Origin of the sequence: Bacillus sp. PPSBB_11, assembly GCF_038023285.1 — a bacterium.
GTDB lineage: Bacteria > Bacillota > Bacilli > Bacillales > Bacillaceae > Bacillus > Bacillus altitudinis.
In genome coordinates this window covers 237,467-258,150 of sequence record NZ_CP150633.1, presented here as the reverse complement: position 1 = coordinate 258,150, position 20,684 = coordinate 237,467, and the positions used below count along the sequence as shown (strand labels likewise).

Here is a 20,684-nt window from a genome sequence, read left to right as displayed (position 1 = left end):
TTCGTTTATACGGATGGTTTTTTGTCATGGGAAAAAGGAGATTGATCTTCACTGGAGAAAAGGAAAGCATACCAGTGTCAAGCTGAATAAGGAGTGACAACATTTCATGAAGAGAACGCTTCAGGCTTTGTTTGATCAGCCTATCGTATCAGTGAAAACGTTAGGAGAACCATACGACGGCAGGGCTAATGATGTGTGGCTGATTTCCTTACAAGACCAAACGGAATATGTAGTGAAATCTCCAAAAACTGCAAGAGAAGAAAGTGAATTTGTGTATGGGATCAACATGATTTATGGAGTAGATGCCCGTACTGTACAAGAGCATCTTGATGAAATCAATGAAAAGCTGGCTCATACGAATTCCTTTCATATTCCGAAAGTTGTTCGTAAAGTGAAGAAGGCGGGGAAACACTTTTATGTCATGGAAAAAGTAGAAGGAATCCCTTTAACATCTTTTGAGGGCCGTTCAGCACAATTCTATAGGGATTACGGGAGGAAACTAGCGCATCTTCATTCATATCAAACAACCTTTTTCGGTGCAGTATACGGGGGAGAAAAGAGACATTTGAGAGAATTCCATGCGCTGTTAAAAAAGACAGTCTCCAAACTCATCAGCCGCTATTACACTCATCAGCCTGAATTTCAGGATTATGCAGAAAAGGTGCAGCAAAAGCTTGAAACGCTAAGTCCTCCTGATGCAGCCAGTCTCATTTTAATTGATTTAGACCCATCGCAATATATTGAAGACGATGATCAAGTGGCGAGTCTAGTTGATACGGAATATGTGGTATTTGGACCAGCTGCGTTTGATTTTATTGCACTCGAATACCTTTTGACGAAAGAAGCTGCACAAGCGGTTCAATTAGGATATGAAGAGATTTGCCCGCTTCCTCGTCAGCTTCATGAGGTGAGAGAATGCTACCGGTTTGTTTCGCTGCTTCTCGATATCCATGGTTCATGGGATATGAAAAAGTGGATGAATCACCCTATACGGTTTTCCCCTCATTGTTAAAGGGTTCAAAAGTGCGAAGGGAGCCGGTTTATAGTAAAGTAAAGATAACAAAAGAAACACATGAACTTGCAACCTTTGCTTTAGGAGGAGATTGTGTGCGACACGCATTAATAACAGCGGGTTCTAAAGGACTTGGCAGGAAAGTCACCGAGTCTTTACTGAATATGGGGTATTCTGTGACAGTGAATTATCGAAGTGATGATGAAGCTGTCCGGCAGATGAAAGAAGAACTGCAAGAATACGAAGAAAAGCTTCAATTTGTCCAAGGCGATGTGACAAACAGAGAAGATTTAAAAAACATGGTCGAGCTGGCAGTAGAACGATTTGGGCGGATTGATGCCTTGATCAATAATGCTGGACCTTATATTTTTGAACGAAAAAAACTCGCGGATTACTCTGAAGACGAATGGTATCAAATGATGGAAGGCAACCTATCCGCAGTGTTCCATTTGTTCCGAATGGTGATCCCTATGATGAGAAAACAAGGCTTTGGCCGGATTATCACATATGGCTTCCAAGGAGCAGACCATGCGCCAGGCTGGATGCACAGATCAGCTTTCGGAGCGGCAAAAGTGGGCCTTGCGTCATTGACGAAAACCATTGCGATTGAAGAAGCCGAAAACGGCATCACCGCTAATATGGTGTGTCCAGGCAAAATCGTTGGAGACATGAAAGAATCAACGATAGAAGAAGCACGTCAGATAAAAGACGATGAAACACCGATTGGTCGGTCTGGGACAGGTGAGGATATCGGTCGTATCATTTCATTTCTATGTGATGACCGTTCAGACCTCATTACAGGAACCGTCATTGAAGCAACAGGTGGTCTTAATGTCATTCACAGGCACTAAGTTTTTCAGCTTTTTATAGAGGGAATAGAAAAAAATGAGATCAAATTCGAAAGGTGGATATATTTACATGAAAGCTACATATCATGGACATTCAGTCGTACACATTGAAACAAACGGATACCATATTTGGATTGATCCATTTTTAAATGGAAATAAGCACACGGATATCAAACCGCAAGATGTCAAAGCAGATGTGATTTTGCTCACGCACGGGCATGGAGATCACGTCGGAGACACGATTGAAATCGCTAAAAACAATGACGCACTCGTGATTGCGCCATTCGAACTTGCCACTTATTTAGGCTGGCAAGGGGTGAAAACACACCCGCTTTCTATAGGCGGCGGCCGTGAATTTGAATTTGGTAAAGTCAAGCTGACGCAAGCGTTCCATGGCTCAGCGGTCATTGATGAAGAATCCAAAACGATTACGTATACAGGTATGCCATCCGGTATTTTATTTACTGCTGAAGGTAAAACAATTTATCATGCTGGAGACACGGCTCTCTTCTCGGATATGAAACTCATTGGTGAGCTGAATCATATTGAGCTCGCCTTCCTGCCAATAGGTGATAACTTCACGATGGGACCAGACGATGCGAGAATCGCAGCAGAGTGGCTTCGTGCGAAACAAGTCGTACCGATTCATTACAGTACATTCCCGCCGATTGAGCAAGATCCTCATGCCTTTGCAGACAGCTTGCATGGCGGCGTGGGTCACGTATTAAACAGCGGAGAATCCATCGATATATAATCATGATAAACAAAAGCCGGCACCCTACCGGCTTTTTTATTTGCCTGTATCGTGCTCGTGTAAAAGACAAATTGCTATTAAAAGCCTCCTGCCTTTATAATGAAATATAGATGAAAACGCTGAAAACAAAAAGGGTGAACGGGATTGGCGACAAAGCATGAGCAAATTTTATCATATATTGATTCATTGGATGTCGGAGAGAAAATTTCTGTCCGGCGTATAGCGAAAGAAATGAAAGTCAGTGAGGGCACGGCTTACCGGGCTATTAAGGATGCTGAAAATAAAGGGTTCGTGAGCACCATTGAACGAGTCGGTACCATTCGAATTGAACAGAAGAAAAAAGAAAATATTGAAAAGCTGACATATGCGGAAGTAGTCAATGTCATTGATGGTCAGGTGCTTGGCGGACGAGCCGGCTTACATAAAACGTTAAATAAATTTGTCATCGGTGCAATGGAACTGGATGCGATGATGCGATACACAGCAGCAGGCAACCTGTTGATCGTCGGAAACCGAATCAATGCTCACCGGCAAGCATTAGAGGCGGGAGCGGCTGTGCTGGTCACGGGCGGATTCTCAACAGATGATGAAATTATTCAGCTCGCAGATGAGCTTGAGCTGCCCATTTTATCAACAAGCTACGATACATTTACCGTAGCGGCTCTCATTAACCGGGCCATTTATGACCAGTTGATTAAAAAAGAAATTGTGCTTGTGGAGGATATTTTAACGCCGATAGAACGGACCGTCTATTTATCGCCAGAAGACAAACTTGAGAAATGGTATGAAAAGAATTATGAAACCGGGCACGGCCGGTTCCCGGTAGCAGACGATCAAATGAAAATTCACGGCATTTTGACCTCAAAAGATATTGCAGGCCATGACCGTTCTACACCGATTGAAAAGGTGATGACAAAAAATCCGCTGACCGTTATTGGCAAAACATCTGTCGCTTCAGCTGCACAAATGATGGTGTGGGAAGGTATTGAGGTGCTGCCAGTTGTAAATGATCATGCGAAGCTGATTGGGATGATTAGCCGTCAGGACGTGCTGAAGGCGCTACAAATGATTCAAAAGCAGCCGCAGGTCGGTGAAAAGCTGGATGATGTCGTGTCACGAGGATTTAAGGAGACTGAGACAGAAAAACCAAAAACAGATGCGGTGTACCAATATGAAGTCTCACCACAAATGACAAATCAGCTCGGCAATATTTCGTATGGTGTGTTTACACAAATTTTAATCGAATCAGCCAACCGCTTCTTAAAGTCTCATAAAAAAGGCGAGCTAATTGTAGAAAGTCTTTCTGTCTATTTCTTAAAACCGGTTCAAATGGAATCCACGATACAGATCAAACCGAATATTTTAGAAGTTGGGCGCAAGTTTGGAAAGCTGGAAGTGGAAGTTTACCACCAGTCAAATATTGTAGGCAAAGCGATGCTGATGGTGCAGCTGATGGAGAGAGGATAATAGGCAAAAAAGGGCGGCATGAATGCGCCCTTTCAGCGTGTAGACAAACCCTCGCATTCGCCCGCAGTCCTGCGTGCTGGTGCTCACGAATGTGACATTCGCTCCGCGCCAGTACTCCTCCTTCCTAGGGCTGCAAAGGTTTTCTATCACGCTGAAAAGAAGAGAAAGGGCTAAAATAAAGTTCATTTTAGCCCTTTCTCTATTATGCGTGGTCTTTTTCGCCTTCCTTTAAAAAGAGCGGAAGATAGTGCTTATAGGCTTTATATCCGGCCCATGTACTGCCGATACCAACTGCAACAAAAACAAACCCAATGACAAATGCGAGTGACGAGCGGTTTAAAAATAATTGATTCACACCGAAGAGCAGGACAAAGCAGCCAAGTGCCATACTTGATTTGGCAGACCAGAATTTCTTTTCGACCGGCCGGTTCGTACGGACATTCTTTGCTTTGTAGTATAAATAAAACATGGCAGAACAAATAATAAACACAATCAAAACAAGCATGTGCCAAGCCTCCATTGTAAGTGGTTACAACCCTATTTTAAACGTAAATAGGCTTGCTTACTAGAATAAATTGTCTATTCCTCACTTTTCTGTCTGGGTAGATTATGATTTAATAATAAAAAGAGTATCGCATAAGAAGGAGTATTTATGAAAAAAGAACTGATTAGAACCATATCATTATATGACACCATCATCATTCATAGACATGTAAGACCTGATCCAGACGCATATGGATCGCAGTGCGGCCTTACGGAAATCTTGCGTGCCACCTATCCAGAAAAAAATATTTATGCGACAGGAACCCCTGAGCCATCCCTTTCATTTTTATATGAATTAGATGAGGTGCCAGATGAAGTGTACAAAGGTGCCCTTGTCATTGTCTGTGACACTGCGAATCAAGCAAGAATTGATGATCAGCGTTATTCAATGGGCGATAAGCTGATGAAAATTGATCATCATCCGAATGAAGATCCGTATGGTGATTTGCTTTGGGTTGATACAGAAGCAAGCTCTGTTAGTGAAATGATTTATGAGCTGTATTTAGAGGGGAAAGAAGAAGGATATCAGCTGAATACAAAGGCGGCAGAACTCATTTATGCCGGCATTGTAGGAGACACAGGCCGTTTCCTTTTCCCAAACACAACGAAAAAGACACTCAAATATGCGGGTGAACTCATCGAATATCCGTTTTCATCATCAGACCTTTTCAATCAATTGTATGAGACAGATTTGAATGTCGTGAAATTAAATGGCTATATTTTTCAACATATCTCCTTATCAGAGAATGGCGTAGCTTCTGTTTTTATTAAACGTGACATTTTGGAGTCATTCCAAACAACAGCGCAGCAAGCCTCACAGCTTGTTGGAACACTTGGAAATATTGCAGGGATTAAGGCATGGGTCTTTTTTGTGGAAGAGAACGATCAGATTCGTGTGAGATTCCGCTCAAAAGGCGTCGTCATTAACACCATTGCTAAAAAATATCATGGCGGAGGTCACCCGCTTGCAGCCGGTGCGTCCATATATGATTGGGCAGTTGCAGATGAGATTTTGCGTGATTTAGAAGAAGTATGTAAATCATCATCGTGAGAGAGGGGCTTCAAGTTCCCCCTCTCTTTTTTGAGCTTTGAGAAAAGGGTTACTTGGATACAGGGATAAACCAGCAGCCGATGTCAGTTGAATCTTCATAGGCTTGGAGATTTTGATGCTTTAATTCTTTTTTAATTAAATGGGCCATCATTTCTGTCTCAGCATAAGCACACATGCCGTCTTTAATCCGGCTTGCTTTGTCTCGTGCCATTTGACGATAGCTGTAAACCTCCATTGTTCTCACCTCTTTCTTTGATCATCTCGTTCTTCTTTTAGTGTATAAAAATAACAAGTGAAAAGCGATCATTGAGTGCAGAAATTCATAAAAATTCCACATCATCTATTATTCAGCAAAGGAAATACGCACTTCAAGCGAAAGTTTTGTATAGATGGTCAGCTCTGTGACTTTGGCGCGGTATGCCTTTTCTCTAATCGTATATTCTTTATTTTCCACGGTCCGTTTTAAGAGCTCTTTTGTTTTATAGACACTTTCAATATCCTTTGTGATCACCTCTGAGATATCCTCTTTCACCTGATCTTCAAATTTCAAGGTATCTGGCTCCGGGATTTTGTACTGCTCACGGTTGACGAGGTGAACGTCTACGCTCTGAATAAGCAGACGCTGCTTATTGTCTTCATTTAATTTATGCAAATCTTCCCGATAGAGTGTGATTTGTTCTTTCAGACTGTCCATATGGTGCTGCTGGCTTCTGAGCAGTGTCACTTGTTTCTCCTGAAAGGTGCCGTACGTAAAGAGAAAAATCAGCCAGCTGATAACTGCGCCGAACATCATCCCAGCAAAAAAACGCTGCCAGCCTGGACGTTTATACAGTTCAGGCACCCTCATGATGATACATGCTCCTGAGTGAGCCACGTAATCAGGAGATACCCCGTTTGCGCACCGCCCATAGCAGAGATAATGAGCAAGATCTGCTTGAAAATATCACGTGTGTTCCCTTCGAAAATCCCTCTTTCAAAACTATAGACCGCATCAAAAGTTCCACCGATAGCCGCAACAAGTGCCCAAATTTTTAAGCGGTTGGCAAGACTTGAAATAATTGATAGCGGTGGCTGACCAGATAAATATGCACCTACCCCGCCGATAATGGCACCGCCCAAAATAACCCCCAGTGCGATAAAATAACAGCTAATAAAGTTTGGAATAAAGGCTTCCTTCACATCCATTTTTCCCACCTCACTCTATTCAATATATGGCGTGTGCTGGACAAGTATGAACGAGCGAAAAAGAAAGAACATTTGTTTCTCACCGCATCGCGTTTTATAATGAAAGAATGAATTTAGACGAAAGGAGTGGATTAAGCATGTCCTATGTTCATCTTCAGGTCCACAGTGGATACAGCTTATTGAGCAGTGCAGCGAAGGTCAAGGAGCTCGTATTAAAGGCGAAAGAACTTGGCTATCAAGCGCTCGCTCTTACCGATGACCATGTGATGTATGGAACGGTTGAATTTTATAAGGAATGTAAAACACATGGCATCAAGCCGATTATCGGTTTAACAGCTTCTGTCTTCATAGATGAACAAGAGACAGAGGCTTATCCTTTGATCCTCCTTGCTAAAAACAATGAAGGCTATCAAAACTTGATCAAAATTAGCAGTGTCTTGAAATCAAAGTCAAAAACCGGCCTGAAAGAGAAATGGCTGAAAGCCTATCATCATGGCCTTATTGCCATCACACCAGGCGTATCCGGCTATATTGAAACGCTGCTGCAACATGATCAGCTAGATGAAGCAAGGGATGCAGCGAGCCATTTAAAAGATCTTTTTGGTGAGGAACATGTGTATTTAGCCGTTCAGCCGTTTCAGCAGGACGAAGAGCTGTCTCATAAGCTCAGGGAACTCTCAAAAAGGGCGAACATCCCGCTTGTGGCAACAGGTGACGTCCACTATATCCATCAAGAGGACAAAACCGCATATACATGTTTAAAAGCCATTAAAGCAGGCCAGCAGTTATCAGAAATAGAGGAAGACCAAGGAGACAAGCATTTCAGATCGATCGAAGAAATGATGAAGTGGTATGGTGATGATCCAGAATTGCTGGCAAGAACGGTTGAGATTGCAAACCGCTGCGAGGTCGATTTAAATCTTGGTCAGACGAAACTGCCAACTTATCCGACGCCTGATCAATCAACAGCTGATCAGTTTTTACGAAGAGTGTGCCAAGAAGGCATGAACCGAAGACAGATTGCTTCAAATGACACATATATCAAAAGGCTTGAGTATGAGCTGAGCATCATTCAAAAAATGAATTTCAGTGATTATTTCCTCATTGTGTGGGATTTTATGAAGTATGCTCATGATCATGGCATTGTCACAGGTCCTGGCCGGGGATCAGCAGCAGGCTCTTTAGTTGCGTATGTTCTGTTTATTACAGATGTCGATCCGATCCGTCACGGGCTTTTATTTGAGCGTTTTTTAAATCCTGAACGAATCAGCATGCCGGATATAGATATCGATTTTCCTGACACGAGAAGAGATGAAATCATTTCATATGTAAAAGACAAATATGGGGATATGCATGTGGCGCAAATTGTCACGTTTGGAACACTTGCCGCAAAGGCAGCTTTAAGAGATGTCGGACGTGTGATGGGAATTGATTCAAAAGCAGCAGACCACCTTGCAAAGCTCATCCCATCAAAGCCAGGGACGACACTGAAAGAAGCGGTGACAGTCTCCTCAGAATTAAAAACACTGCTCCAGCAATCTGAAGAGCTGCAAAGAGTGTTTCAAATCGCTTTAAAGGTAGAAGGATTACCAAGACATACATCAACACATGCAGCCGGCGTTGTCCTAAGTGAGGAGCCGCTCACACAAGTCGTGCCTATTCAAGAAGGCCATGATGGAGTGTATTTGACACAATATGCGATGAATTATTTAGAAGATCTCGGTCTTTTAAAAATGGATTTTTTAGGTTTGAGAAACTTAACATTAATTGAATCCATTAAAAACCAGATTGAAAGACAGGAAAACGTCCACATTAACTTTAGTGACATTTCATATGAAGATCAGAAAACGTTTGATTTGTTATCAGCGGGAGATACAACGGGGATTTTCCAGCTGGAGTCACAAGGTATGCGTCAGGTGCTGAGACGACTGAAACCTTCTAGTCTAGAAGATATCGTGGCTGTCAATGCCTTATACCGCCCGGGTCCGATGGAGAATATCCCGCTCTTTATCGACCGAAAGCATGGCAGAGTGAAAGTCTCCTACCCGCATCCAGATTTGTATGACATCTTAAAGGATACATATGGGGTCATCGTCTATCAGGAGCAAATCATGCTGATTGCAGCAAAGATGGCAGGCTTTAAGCTGGGCGAGGCTGATTTACTAAGAAGAGCCGTTTCAAAGAAGGATAAAAAGGTGCTTGATGAAGAGCGAAGCCATTTTGTTGAAGGATGCCTAAAAAAGGAGTATCCTGTTAACATTGCAAATGACGTTTATGACCTAATCGTCAAATTTGCAAACTATGGTTTTAATAGAAGCCATGCTGTTGCATATAGCATGATCGGCTTTCAGCTTGCTTATTTAAAAGCGCATTATCCGTTATATTTTATGTGCGGTCTTTTAACGAGTGTGATTGGAAATGAAGACAAAGTGGCTCAATATTTCTATGAGGCAAAGGAAAAAGGGATATCTGTGTTGAAGCCTTCTATTAATAAGAGCGAATTTCCATTCACGGTTGAAAAAGGGGAGATCCGCTACAGCTTAAGAGCGATCAAAAATGTCGGAGTGTCAGCTGTAAAGGATATATACAGAGCAAGGCAGGAAAAGCCATTTGAAGATTTATTTGATTTTTGCGCAAGGGTATCAACAAAGAGTGTCAACCGAAAAACGATTGAAGCCCTCATTTTCTCAGGGGCAATGGATGAGCTTCATCCAAATCGTGCTTCGTTATTAGCATCGATAGATATTGCGTTAGACCATGTGTCATTTTTAACACCTGAGGATCAGCTGGACTTTCTTGGGGATACAACCTTCCCACTTGAGTTAAAATATGCGGAGATAGAAGAAATGCCGCTTGTCGATCTCTTGCAATTTGAGAAAGAAGCACTCGGGTTATATTTATCAAATCACCCAGTACAAGCGTATCGAGATCGTTTGAGAGAGAATGGTGCAGTGGAAATCATCAGACTTTCTTCCTATATAAAGCGAAAGATCTCAATGGGTGGTCTTTTGACAAAGGTGAAATCGATTCGGACAAAAAATGGACAATCGATGGCATTTGTCACATTCGGGGATGAAACGGGAGAAATGGAAGGTGTCGTCTTTCCAGAGCAATTTAGAAAGCTGTCCCCCTTATTTGAGGAGGGCGCAATGCTTTATGTTGAAGGCAGAATAGATGTCAGAAATGAGAGCAGTCAAATCATCGTGCAAGAAGCTGTTCTACTGGAAGAGATGGGCTCTAAAAGAAAAGAATCTGTCTACATTCGAGTCAAAGAAGAGAACCATACGCAGGAGCTGCTAGAACAAGTGAAACGAGTGATCTCCATGCACAGCGGAGAAGCAGATGTCTATTTGTATTATGAAAAGCAAAAAAAGACGATGAGACTTCCAGATGCATACAAAGTTCATGCAGATCATGCGGTCATTTTCCAGTTAAAAGAGCTGCTCGGTGAACAAAACGTTGTGATTAAATGATGACAAATCGTCTGAATATGTTTTACAATTTCACCTATTGTGTTATCATTTTAAAGATTCTGTGTATTTAAACTGCCAAGTATGTGCTTATCAACTTAGCAATTCATTAAATCATTTTCCACTTGAAGGAGTGTTCATCACATGTCATTAAGAGAAGAAGCATTACATATGCACAAAGAGAATCAAGGCAAACTCGAATCAAAATCAAAGGTACAAGTGAAAAATGCGAAAGACTTGAGCTTGGCTTACTCACCAGGTGTGGCAGAGCCATGTAAAGATATTTATGACGACACAAGCAAAGTGTATGATTATACAATGAAAGGCAATATGGTTGCTGTTGTCACAGACGGAAGTGCTGTGTTAGGGCTTGGAAACATTGGGGCAGAAGCATCTCTTCCAGTAATGGAAGGAAAAGCTGTATTATTCAAAAGCTTTGCAGGTGTTGATGCATTCCCAATCGCACTTGCAACAAACGATGTAGACAAAATCGTTGAAACAGTGAAGCTTCTTGAGCCGACGTTTGGCGGCGTGAACCTTGAAGATATTGCAGCACCAAACTGCTTTATCATTGAAGAGCGTTTGAAAAAAGAGACAAACATTCCTGTTTTCCACGATGATCAGCACGGGACAGCGATTGTAACAGTGGCAGGACTTGTGAATGCACTGAAGCTGTCTGGAAAATCAATGTCTTCAATTAAAGTAGTTGCAAACGGCGCTGGAGCAGCAGGAATTGCGATTATCAAACTTCTTTATCATTTCGGTGTACGTGATATCATCATGTGTGATACAAAAGGCGCTATTTATGAAGGCCGTCCGAATGGTATGAATGCAGTGAAAAATGAAGTAGCTAAATTCACGAACCAAGATCGTAAAGAAGGTTCTTTAGAAGAAGTGATTGAAGGCGCAGATGTCTTTATCGGCGTGTCAGTAGCAGGTGCTTTAACTAAAGAAATGGTTGGAAAAATGGCAAAAGATCCTGTCATCTTCGCAATGGCGAATCCAAACCCAGAGATCATGCCAGAAGATGCACATGCAGCAGGTGCAAGTGTTGTAGGAACTGGCCGTTCTGACTTCCCGAACCAAGTGAACAACGTCCTTGCATTCCCAGGAATTTTCCGCGGAGCGCTTGATGTACGTGCGACACATATTAACGAAGAAATGAAAATTGCAGCTGTTGAAGCGATTGCTTCCCTTGTATCAGATGAAGAATTGTCAGCGGAATACGTTATCCCTGCACCATTTGATGCACGAGTAGCGCCAGCGGTAGCCAAAGCAGTGGCAAAAGCAGCAATGGAAACGGGCGTTTCAAGAATCAAAGTAGACCCAGAAGCTGTTGCAGAAAAAACAAGAAAATTAACGATTATCGGCGAGTAATCGAATTGGAAAAGTGTGCACGTTCTTTCTGAATTTGGAGGAAAAACGTGCACCATTTCCTCTCTTACACGAAATTTTTTTCATCCTAAATGAGATTTTTTTGTAGACGTTCACAATTCACATATACCAACTACTCAGCGCCCCAAACCTATACTCATTTCTCATCAATTCCCCACTGAAAAAATTGAATGAAGGATGACAGCGTTTGACAAAAAAAGTACAATAGTTTCGGTACAGTTATGACATGTCCTATAATAGTGGATGTGCGTGTAAAGAAAAAACCCTTCAAAAAGGGAGGTAGTCATTTGTCAATCAAGAATATTTTCAGTAAAAAGAAAAAATATGCATCTGTACCCTCTGAACAGGCAAGTCAAGATGTGCCTGAAGGCATCATGACCAAATGTCCGCAATGTAAAAAAATAATGCTCACCAAAGAACTAGATAAAAATTTACGTGTTTGCATGAATTGCGGCAGACATTTGCAAATGAATGCAAAACAACGTATTGAAAGCCTTGTAGACGAAGGCACATTTGAAGAATTTAACGGTCACCTCATTTCTGAGAATCCGCTCGGTTTCCCAGGCTACGAAGAAAAGCTTCAGAAAGACAGAGAAAAAACATCTTTGAATGAAGCCATCGTAACAGGAAAAGGTGAAATTAAAGGTCAAAGTGCTGTCATTGCTGTCATGGATGCCACGTTCCGTATGGGCAGCATGGGCTCAGTCGTTGGTGAAAAGATTACATTAGCTATTGAGAAAGCAAAAGCGGACAAGGTGCCATTTATCATCTTCACTGCATCTGGAGGAGCAAGAATGCAAGAGGGGATTCTTAGTCTAATGCAGATGGCAAAAACAAGTTCAGCATTAAAGCTGTTCAGCGAGGATCAAGGTCTGATTATCTCTGTGATGACCAATCCGACAACTGGTGGTGTATCAGCTAGTTTTGCGTCTCTCGGTGATTACAACTTTGCTGAGCCTGGTGCATTAATTGGTTTTGCTGGTCGCAGAATCATTGAACAAACCATTCGTGAAGACCTACCAGAGGACTTCCAAACGGCTGAATTTTTAATGAAGCATGGTCAGCTAGATGCTGTGATTCACCGTGCAGAAATGAAAGAAACATTAGGCCAAATCTTAGCATTACACAGCACAGGAGGTGAACGAGAGTGGCTGGAGAACTAGAATTTGAAAAACCTGTCATTGAACTTCGAGCGAAAATTGATGAATTGAAAAAGTTCACACAAAACTCAGAGATGGATTTAAGTGCGGAAATTGAGCGCCTTGAAACGCGTCTGAGTAAGCTTGAAACAGACATTTATACAAATTTAAAGCCGTGGGACAGAGTACAAATTGCTCGTCATGCGATGCGCCCAACAACTCTCGATTACATTCAAGAGCTGTTTGATCACTTTTTCGAATGTCACGGTGATCGTTTTTATGGCGACGATGAAGCCATCGTTGGAGGAATTGCCACGTTTAAAGGACTTCCTGTCACAGTCATTGGTCATCAGCGCGGAAAAGACACAAAAGAAAACTTGCGCCGTAATTTCGGGATGCCGCATCCAGAAGGTTACCGTAAAGCATTGCGCTTGATGAAACAAGCAGATAAATTTAATCGTCCAATCATTTGCTTTATTGATACAAAAGGAGCTTATCCTGGTAAAGCAGCTGAAGAACGCGGGCAAAGTGAAGCAATTGCGAAAAACCTTTTCGAAATGGCAGGACTTCGTGTACCGGTTGTCTGTATTGTCATTGGAGAAGGCGGAAGTGGCGGAGCACTAGGCTTAGGCGTAGGAAACCACCTATTTATGCTAGAGAACTCAACATATTCAGTGATTTCACCTGAAGGTGCAGCAGCACTGCTCTGGAAGGACTCATCACTTGCGAAAAAAGCTGCAGAATCAATGAAAATTACCGCTCCAGACCTAAAAGAATTAGATATTATAGATGATGTTATTAAAGAAGTGCAAGGTGGAGCACACCGAGACGTGAAACAACAAGCAGCCTACATTGAAAAAACATTAAAACAGTCACTTACATCTTTGCTCAAACAATCGCCTGAAGAATTAGTCGAACAAAGATATCAAAAATACAAAGCAATCGGTAAAGTATCGATTGAAAATCAATATATTGGGGTAAACTAAATAAACGTACAGCCTTTTGGCTGGCGTTTATTTTTTTCGTCTTTTTTCATCAAAACGATCTGATGTAAGCGCTATTTGAAAATAATTTTCTTTTGTTTTCATAAAATTTGAAACGTCTGAAAACGTTGATTTGACAAGGTTTAGAGCACTTGAATCAACTGTTTTTTGAACAAAGTGCTTTCATGACTTTCTTAACTTTTGTTTAAAAACATTTTATTTAATTGTATAATAAGTACGGTTTTAGAAATTCGTATTGAAAACATCCGGTTTTGCTCATGATTGTTTTCAAGCAGTGGAAATGGTATGTTTAATTCATATATGGTCTCTGAGGTGAAAAAGATGAAGCGTATAGGAGTTTTAACGAGCGGTGGGGATTCCCCAGGAATGAATGCAGCTGTGCGCGCAGTTGTAAGGAAAGCAATTTACCATAATGTAGAAGTTTACGGTATTTATAATGGATATTCAGGTCTAATTAACGGTAAAATTGAGAAACTCGAAATAGGTTCAGTAGGCGATATCATTCATCGCGGGGGAACAAAACTTTACACGGCAAGATGTCCTGAATTCAAGACAGTTGAAGGTCGTGAAAAAGGGATTGAGAACTTAAAAAAATTCGGTATTGAAGGACTTGTTGTCATCGGTGGAGATGGCTCATTCATGGGAGCGAAGAAGTTAACAGAGCTCGGTTTTCCATGTGTAGGTGTCCCTGGCACGATTGACAATGACATTCCTGGTACTGATTTCACTATTGGCTTTGATACAGCACTAAATACAGTCATTGATGCCATTGATAAAATTCGTGATACAGCCACATCTCATGAACGTACATACGTAGTGGAAGTAATGGGAAGACATGCAGGGGATATTGCCCTTTGGTCAGGTCTTGCAGGCGGAGCTGAATCGATTTTGATTCCTGAAGCAGACTATGACATGGACGAAATTATTGCCAGATTGAGAAGAGGACATGAGCGCGGCAAGAAACACAGTATCATCATCGTCGCAGAAGGCGTAGGCAGCGGTGTCGAATTTGGTAAGAGAATTGAAGAGGAGACAAGCCTTGAAACGCGTGTATCTGTCTTAGGACATATTCAGCGTGGAGGTTCTCCAAGTGCGTTTGACCGAGTGCTCGCAAGTCGCTTAGGAGCGTATGCAGTAGAACTTCTTCTTGAAGGAAGAGGCGGACGCTGTGTAGGCATTCAAAGCAACGAACTCGTTCATCACGATATTTTAGACATCTTAGATAAAAAGCATACAGTCGATCAAAATATGTACCGACTTTCACAAGAGCTCTCTATATAAAACGAGAAGACCTTAGGAGGAACAGTAATGAGAAAGACAAAAATCGTTTGTACAATCGGTCCAGCAAGTGAAAGCATTGAAAAGCTGACTGAATTGATTGAAGCAGGAATGAATGTAGCCAGACTAAACTTCTCTCATGGAGATTTTGAAGAGCATGGTGCACGTATTGAAAACATTCGCAAAGCAGGTAAAACTTTAGGCAAGGACATTGCGATCCTTCTTGATACAAAAGGTCCAGAGATCCGTACACGCACAGTTGAAAACGGCTCAATTGAGTTAGTTGCTGGTGCTGATCTTATCGTGAGTATGGAAGACATTGTGGGAAACACTGAAAAAATCAGTGTGACGTACGAAGATTTAATTCATGATGTAGAAGTGGGCTCAACCATCTTATTAGATGATGGTCTGATTGGTCTAGAAGTAAAAGAGTTAAATAAGGACCGAAAAGAAATCGTCACAAAAGTGATGAATACAGGTACACTGAAAAACAAAAAAGGTGTCAACGTACCGGGTGTGAGTGTGAACTTGCCGGGTATTACAGAAAAGGATGCCAATGATATTCTGTTTGGAATTGAACAAGGTGTCGATTTCATCGCAGCTTCTTTTGTGAGACGAGCTTCTGATGTTCTTGAAATTCGTGAGCTGCTTGAAAAGAACAACGCAGCTGACATTCAAATCATTCCGAAGATTGAAAACCAAGAGGGCGTTGATAACATCGATGAAATCCTTGAGGTATCAGATGGACTGATGGTCGCGCGTGGAGATCTTGGTGTAGAGATTCCGGCAGAAGAAGTACCACTTGTTCAAAAAATGCTGATCAAAAAATGCAACCGTTTAGGCAAGCCTGTCATCACAGCAACTCAAATGCTGGACAGCATGCAGCGTAACCCGCGTCCAACTCGTGCGGAAGCAAGTGACGTGGCAAATGCTATTTTTGACGGTACAGATGCGATCATGCTATCTGGTGAAACAGCAGCAGGAACATATCCAGTTGAAGCTGTGCAAACGATGCACAACATTGCCTCACGTTCAGAGGAAGCACTTAACTATAAAGCAATCCTTTCTCGCAGAAGCGAAGAAGTAGAGGTCAGCATTACAGATGCGATCGGTCAATCTGTTGCGCACACAGCTATGAAGCTTGATGTGGCAGCGATTGTGACACCTACTGAGAGCGGTCATACTGCAAGAATGATTTCAAAATATAGACCAAAAGCACCAATCGTAGCAGTCACAGCAAACGAATCAGTGGCAAGAAAACTTTCACTCGTATTCGGTGTATTTGCAAAGAGCGGTTCAAAAACGACATCTACTGATGAAATGCTTGAGAATGCAGTAGAAAAGTCAATTGAAACAGGCTATGTAAGACATGGTGATTTAATCGTGATTACAGCTGGTGTGCCAGTTGGTGAAACAGGTACAACCAACTTAATGAAAGTGTATGTTGTCGGTGACATCATTGCGAAGGGTCAAGGAATTGGCCGCAAATCTGCATTTGGACCGGTTGTTATTGCACAAAGCGGAAAAGAAGCAGAGGAAAAAATGTACGATGGTGCGATACTTGTCGCAAACTGCACAGATCGTGATATGATGGGTGCTTTAGAAAAAGCGTCTGCCCTTATCACGGAAGAAGGCGGTTTAACAAGCCATGCAGCAGTCGTTGGGCTCAGTCTTGGCATTCCAGTCATTGTTGGTCTTGACAGTGCCACAACACTTCTAAAAGAAGGCGAAGAGATTACAGTAGATCCAGCACGCGGAGCGATCTACAAAGGCCGTGCAAGCGTCCTTTAAATCACACACGAGGGGAGTTATCTGACTCCTCTCTTTTTTTATGTTACACTAAAAAAAGTAAACAGCTTTCGATGAAAGAGACCCCATGAGGTGATATGGTTGAAAAAATATTTTCTACTATTATTGATTCTGTTCCCAGCAGTGGAAATTAGTTTATTTTTAATCTCAAGTAACATCATTGGTATTTTACCAACGATGCTAGTCATTGTGCTGACAAGTGCACTAGGTGCTTACTTTGCAAGAAAACAAGGAATAGAAGCATTTCAGAAAGTACAGCGAGATTTACAATATGGCAAAATGCCAGGGGCCACCATTGTCGATGGCTTCTGCATTCTGATCGGTGGTTTGCTGCTGCTCATACCTGGATTCCTTTCTGATCTGATTGGGGCTGTTCTGCTCATTCCCATGACAAGAAAACGGATCAAACCGCTCTTTGAGCGCTGGCTTAGAAACATGTCCAATCGCAAACGCTATACGATTATACGATAAAGAGACCTTCGCATCAGGTCTCTTTTACTTTTGCGCACCATACCGAATGTACTGATAAAGGTCTCTGAAAACCCCTGCATTACGAAACGCCTGCCAAACGACAAGAGAAGCGGGACCGAGTGCAAGTCCAAGAAAACCAAAGCATTTTAACCCGACAAACAGTGCCACGAGTGTTGCTAAAGGATTAAGACCGATTGATTTACTTAAGACTTTTGGCTCTGATATTTGTCTTTGAATGAGCACCACAATATACAAAATGCCCAGTCCAATGGCGAGTGAAAGATTTCCTGTCATGGCGGAGTAAATGATCCACGGAAGAAAAACCGTGCCACTCCCGATGTAAGGAAGTAAATCAACTAGACCAATACATAGAGCGATCACAATCGCATGCTCGACCTTTAAGATGAAAAGTCCAATCAGCACGATACCAATGGTCATGGCAACAAGGAGAAGCTGGGCTTTCATAAAGCCAGAAATGGCTTTTTTGATTTCAGATAAAATGGCACGTGTATGAAGCATCCATTTGGCGGGAAAGATACGAGAACCATATTTTTTTAACGTAAACCAATCTTTTGTGATAAAAAAAGTCGCTAGTGCGGAAAATAAAAGCGTCGCTGCTGCATCAGGCAAAAGACCTAAAAAAGCTGGAATGAATTCAAGAGTTTTTGAAAGGAAAGTCCCGATTTTTGCCGCTGCTTCGTCACCAAGTGCTTGGATTTGTCCTAAAATCGATTCCTTTTGACCTGCTTGAAGTGTATTAAATTGAGCAGTCAAATCATGATATAAAGGCAAAATCTGATCTGTGAAAAAACGTTCCACAATCCCAATCATTTGATCAAGATGACCTGGCAGTACCTTTGCTAAATAAGCACTTCCTGAAATGATTTCCGCCACTAAAAGTGTCATGAATCCAGCTGCTACCACTAAAAAGAGTAATAACACAATGATAACAACAAAACCTCTTGGCATCCCGGTCATGTTTTCGATTTTGCATACGGCTGGATGAATCAAACACGACACGGCAAATGCAATCCAAAATGGATATAAAAACGGAAAAGACTGATATAAAAAAACAACCGCACAAACGGCGATGCTGAAAATCATCAAACTTCGCAAAAAAATGGCCACATACGTGTGATTCACACAATCCCCTCCAAAAAACAAGCATGTCCGATACTTCATTTTATTCAAAAAGATTAGTAATATGAAAAGGTCGCAATAAAAAGAAAGAAAGGAGCGGCGTATGTTTACTCAAGCAAATTTGTTTTTGGTTCTTTTACTCGTTATTGCACTTATTGCAAAAAACAATTCGTTAATTTTAGCGGTCTCTGTGCTGATTGCAATTAAGCTGATTGGCCTGGATCAAAAAATATTCCCGGTTCTGCAATCAAAAGGTATTAATTGGGGTGTGACGGTCATCACGATCGCTGTGCTTGTACCGATCGCAACAGGGGACATTGGATTTAAACAGCTTGGAGAAGCGATGAAATCTTCCTATGCTTGGATAGCTCTTGGAGCGGGTATATTAGTAGCATTAATTGCAAAAAACGGCATTGTGCTACTCGAAAACGATCCGCATATCACCGCAGCACTTGTATTCGGTACGATTTTGGCAGTCAGCTTATTCAAAGGTGTGGCTGTTGGTCCGCTGATTGGTGCTGGAATTGCCTATTTAGCGATGCAAGCAGTGAAATTTTTCAGCGGTTAAAAAGAGAGTGGCTCATGCCACTTTCTTTTGATATTTTTTCTGACGTGAGCTTTTGCAAAAAAACATAATTAAATATATTAAAAGAAGCAAAATCCCTTTATTCCATGCCCGAACCGGAAGGCTGGAAAAAAAAATATCAAAAAAAATTATAGTTAAACATTTAACAAATGTCTGATTATTGTTTATAATGGGAATAGGCTTAATTTTGAACTCATTGATCAAACACGAGATATGAGGCTAAAAGCGCTCTAACCGTATAGGTAAATGTAAGCATTTTCTTTTCTAAACCTGCCAGCCTATTTTGGTTGGATAGCGCTTTCAAAAAGCGAGAATTTTGCAACGAAGGGGAATCTTTTTAAAAAGGGGAGATTGAACATGACAGCAACAAGAGGTCTTGAAGGTATCGTGGCAACAACTTCATCCGTAAGCTCAATTATTGATGATACTCTTACTTATGTAGGGTACAATATCGATGATTTAACTGAAAAAGCGACTTTCGAAGAAATTGTCTACCTGTTATGGCACTTAAAGCTGCCGAATGAGCAGGAGCTAAGCGAGTTAAAGCAGCAGCTCAATGAAAATGCTCATATTCCGCAAGAGATCATTGAGCACTTTAAATCTTATTCGCTGGATGGGGTTCATCCAATGTCTGCGATTCGTACAGCGGTATCCTTATTAGGTTTGCTTGATGACGAATCAGAGATTATGGACAAAGAAGCGAATTACAGAAAAGCCATTCGCTTACAAGCGAAAATTTCTGGACTTGTCGCTGCATTTTCACGCATTCGAAAGGGACTTGAGCCTGTACAGCCAAAAGAAGAATACAGCTATGCTGCAAACTTCTTATATATGCTAAACGGCGAAGAGCCTTCACCAGTAGAAATTGAAGCGATTGATAAAGCGCTCATTCTACATGCGGATCACGAATTAAACGCATCGACATTTACAGCACGTGTATGTGTTGCTACACTATCAGATATCTACTCTGGTGTAACAGCAGCTATCGGCGCATTGAAAGGACCACTTCATGGCGGCGCAAATGAAGGCGTAATGAAGATGTTGTCAGAAATTGGCGAAGTTGAAAACGTAGATTCCTATATTCATGGTAAGCTAGAGAAGAAAGAGAAAATTATGGGCTTTGGCCACCGCGTTTACCGCCAAGGTGACCCGCGTGCAAAACATTTAAAAGAAATGAGCCAGCGCTTAACAAATCTCACAGGCGAGCCAAAATGGTATGAAATGTCTGTACGCGCAGAGGAAATCGTGACATCAGAGAAAAATCTTCCACCAAATGTTGATTTTTATTCTGCTTCTGTCTATCACAGTCTTGGGATTGATCATGACTTGTTTACACCAATTTTCGTGATCAGCCGATTCTCTGGATGGATTGCTCACATTTTAGAGCAATATGATAACAACCGTCTGATCCGTCCAAGAGCTGACTATATTGGACCAGACCTTCAAACGTTTGTTCCGATCAGTGAAAGAGACTAATGTTTATAGAATAGTGGAGGCTGATCCATCTAAACCAATCAGCCTCCATATCAACA

The 20,684-nt window shown here is 41.7% G+C and carries 19 protein-coding genes; 14 read left to right on the top strand and 5 right to left on the bottom strand.

Going from position 1 to position 20,684, the window contains the following annotated elements; genetic code table 11:
- Positions 1-106: 106 nt before the first annotated feature.
- The 4 genes from V7L95_RS01290 (at position 107) to V7L95_RS01275 (ending at position 4,081) form a co-directional block, all read left to right on the top strand.
- Positions 107-1,012: a phosphotransferase gene (locus V7L95_RS01290; protein ID WP_340967822.1), complete on the top strand. Its 906-nt coding sequence runs from the start codon at positions 107-109 to the stop codon at positions 1,010-1,012.
- Positions 1,013-1,107: 95 nt separating this feature from the next.
- Entirely contained in the window at positions 1,108-1,863 is a 756-nt protein-coding gene (locus V7L95_RS01285) for an SDR family oxidoreductase (protein WP_035391151.1), read from the top strand.
- A 67-nt stretch (positions 1,864-1,930) separates the two neighbouring features.
- Positions 1,931-2,614, top strand: coding sequence for a metal-dependent hydrolase (locus V7L95_RS01280; protein ID WP_035391153.1), 684 nt, complete (start codon positions 1,931-1,933; stop codon positions 2,612-2,614).
- Between the two features lie 144 nt (positions 2,615-2,758).
- Positions 2,759-4,081: a CBS domain-containing protein gene (locus V7L95_RS01275; protein WP_017358275.1), complete on the top strand. Its 1,323-nt coding sequence runs from the start codon at positions 2,759-2,761 to the stop codon at positions 4,079-4,081.
- A gap of 202 nt (positions 4,082-4,283) precedes the next feature.
- Here V7L95_RS01275 and V7L95_RS01270 read toward each other — a convergent pair whose 3' ends face one another.
- Positions 4,284-4,586, bottom strand: coding sequence for a YtpI family protein (locus V7L95_RS01270; protein ID WP_008343164.1), 303 nt, complete (start codon positions 4,584-4,586; stop codon positions 4,284-4,286).
- Positions 4,587-4,733: 147 nt separating this feature from the next.
- On the opposite strand from V7L95_RS01270, the gene V7L95_RS01265 reads away from it, so the two are divergent.
- Complete coding sequence (locus tag V7L95_RS01265; RefSeq protein ID WP_007501719.1) at positions 4,734-5,675, top strand: bifunctional oligoribonuclease/PAP phosphatase NrnA; 942 nt, start codon at positions 4,734-4,736, stop codon at positions 5,673-5,675.
- Positions 5,676-5,724: 49 nt separating this feature from the next.
- On the opposite strand, the gene V7L95_RS01260 is transcribed toward V7L95_RS01265, so the two are convergent.
- The 3 genes from V7L95_RS01260 to V7L95_RS01250 all read right to left on the bottom strand — a co-directional run bounded on the left by V7L95_RS01260 (position 5,725) and on the right by V7L95_RS01250 (position 6,860).
- Entirely contained in the window at positions 5,725-5,910 is a 186-nt protein-coding gene (locus V7L95_RS01260; protein WP_008346082.1) for a hypothetical protein, read from the bottom strand.
- A 108-nt stretch (positions 5,911-6,018) separates the two neighbouring features.
- A complete protein-coding gene (gene ytrI / locus V7L95_RS01255) occupies positions 6,019-6,522 on the bottom strand; it encodes a sporulation membrane protein YtrI (protein ID WP_025207775.1) in 504 nt (167 codons plus the stop codon).
- Positions 6,519-6,860 carry a YtrH family sporulation protein gene (locus tag V7L95_RS01250; protein ID WP_007501717.1) on the bottom strand — a complete coding sequence of 114 codons (342 nt, stop codon included), beginning with the start codon at positions 6,858-6,860 and terminating at the stop codon, positions 6,519-6,521. Before V7L95_RS01250 ends, ytrI begins: the two co-directional genes overlap by 4 nt.
- Before the next feature lie 137 nt (positions 6,861-6,997).
- On the opposite strand from V7L95_RS01250, the gene dnaE reads away from it, so the two are divergent.
- The 7 genes from dnaE (at position 6,998) to V7L95_RS01215 (ending at position 17,426) form a co-directional block, all read left to right on the top strand.
- Positions 6,998-10,333, top strand: a complete 3,336-nt coding sequence (gene dnaE, locus V7L95_RS01245) for a DNA polymerase III subunit alpha (RefSeq protein WP_340967821.1) — start codon at positions 6,998-7,000, stop codon at positions 10,331-10,333.
- 141 nt (positions 10,334-10,474) lie between these two features.
- Complete coding sequence (locus V7L95_RS01240) at positions 10,475-11,707, top strand: malic enzyme-like NAD(P)-binding protein (protein WP_007501712.1); 1,233 nt, start codon at positions 10,475-10,477, stop codon at positions 11,705-11,707.
- Positions 11,708-12,012: 305 nt separating this feature from the next.
- Complete coding sequence (accD, locus tag V7L95_RS01235) at positions 12,013-12,888, top strand: acetyl-CoA carboxylase, carboxyltransferase subunit beta (RefSeq protein ID WP_008346077.1); 876 nt, start codon at positions 12,013-12,015, stop codon at positions 12,886-12,888.
- The gene (gene accA, locus V7L95_RS01230) at positions 12,873-13,850 is read left to right on the top strand and encodes an acetyl-CoA carboxylase carboxyl transferase subunit alpha (RefSeq protein ID WP_017358272.1); all 978 of its coding nucleotides are present in this window, start codon (positions 12,873-12,875) and stop codon (positions 13,848-13,850) included. Before accD ends, accA begins: the two co-directional genes overlap by 16 nt.
- Positions 13,851-14,189: 339 nt before the next feature.
- Positions 14,190-15,149, top strand: a complete 960-nt coding sequence (pfkA, locus tag V7L95_RS01225; protein ID WP_017358271.1) for a 6-phosphofructokinase — start codon at positions 14,190-14,192, stop codon at positions 15,147-15,149.
- A gap of 27 nt (positions 15,150-15,176) precedes the next feature.
- Positions 15,177-16,937, top strand: a complete 1,761-nt coding sequence (gene pyk, locus V7L95_RS01220) for a pyruvate kinase (protein ID WP_008346071.1) — start codon at positions 15,177-15,179, stop codon at positions 16,935-16,937.
- A 99-nt stretch (positions 16,938-17,036) separates the two neighbouring features.
- Positions 17,037-17,426 carry an FxsA family protein gene (locus tag V7L95_RS01215; RefSeq protein ID WP_007501703.1) on the top strand — a complete coding sequence of 130 codons (390 nt, stop codon included), beginning with the start codon at positions 17,037-17,039 and terminating at the stop codon, positions 17,424-17,426.
- A gap of 24 nt (positions 17,427-17,450) precedes the next feature.
- Here V7L95_RS01215 and ytvI read toward each other — a convergent pair whose 3' ends face one another.
- Positions 17,451-18,569 (bottom strand): sporulation integral membrane protein YtvI, encoded by a 1,119-nt coding sequence (ytvI, locus tag V7L95_RS01210; protein ID WP_008346068.1) that lies wholly within the window; start codon positions 18,567-18,569, stop codon positions 17,451-17,453.
- A 100-nt stretch (positions 18,570-18,669) separates the two neighbouring features.
- On the opposite strand from ytvI, the gene V7L95_RS01205 reads away from it, so the two are divergent.
- Both V7L95_RS01205 and citZ read left to right on the top strand, forming a co-directional pair.
- Positions 18,670-19,134, top strand: a complete 465-nt coding sequence (locus tag V7L95_RS01205; protein ID WP_007501699.1) for a DUF441 domain-containing protein — start codon at positions 18,670-18,672, stop codon at positions 19,132-19,134.
- Positions 19,135-19,509: 375 nt separating this feature from the next.
- On the top strand, positions 19,510-20,628 hold the full coding sequence (citZ, locus tag V7L95_RS01200) for a citrate synthase (protein WP_008346063.1): 1,119 nt from the start codon (positions 19,510-19,512) through the stop codon (positions 20,626-20,628).
- The last annotated feature ends 56 nt before the right edge of the window (positions 20,629-20,684 follow it).

Coding starts and splice junctions, on each gene's coding strand:
- V7L95_RS01290 (WP_340967822.1), top strand. CDS start 107: ATGAAGAGAACGCTTCAGGCTTTGTTTGATCAGCCTATCGTATCAGTG.
- V7L95_RS01280 (WP_035391153.1), top strand. CDS start 1,931: ATGAAAGCTACATATCATGGACATTCAGTCGTACACATTGAAACAAAC.
- V7L95_RS01270 (WP_008343164.1), bottom strand. CDS start 4,586: ATGCTTGTTTTGATTGTGTTTATTATTTGTTCTGCCATGTTTTATTTA.
- V7L95_RS01265 (WP_007501719.1), top strand. CDS start 4,734: ATGAAAAAAGAACTGATTAGAACCATATCATTATATGACACCATCATC.
- V7L95_RS01260 (WP_008346082.1), bottom strand. CDS start 5,910: ATGGAGGTTTACAGCTATCGTCAAATGGCACGAGACAAAGCAAGCCGG.
- ytrI (WP_025207775.1), bottom strand. CDS start 6,522: ATGAGGGTGCCTGAACTGTATAAACGTCCAGGCTGGCAGCGTTTTTTT.
- V7L95_RS01250 (WP_007501717.1), bottom strand. CDS start 6,860: ATGGATGTGAAGGAAGCCTTTATTCCAAACTTTATTAGCTGTTATTTT.
- dnaE (WP_340967821.1), top strand. CDS start 6,998: ATGTCCTATGTTCATCTTCAGGTCCACAGTGGATACAGCTTATTGAGC.
- V7L95_RS01240 (WP_007501712.1), top strand. CDS start 10,475: ATGTCATTAAGAGAAGAAGCATTACATATGCACAAAGAGAATCAAGGC.
- pfkA (WP_017358271.1), top strand. CDS start 14,190: ATGAAGCGTATAGGAGTTTTAACGAGCGGTGGGGATTCCCCAGGAATG.
- pyk (WP_008346071.1), top strand. CDS start 15,177: ATGAGAAAGACAAAAATCGTTTGTACAATCGGTCCAGCAAGTGAAAGC.
- V7L95_RS01205 (WP_007501699.1), top strand. CDS start 18,670: ATGTTTACTCAAGCAAATTTGTTTTTGGTTCTTTTACTCGTTATTGCA.
- citZ (WP_008346063.1), top strand. CDS start 19,510: ATGACAGCAACAAGAGGTCTTGAAGGTATCGTGGCAACAACTTCATCC.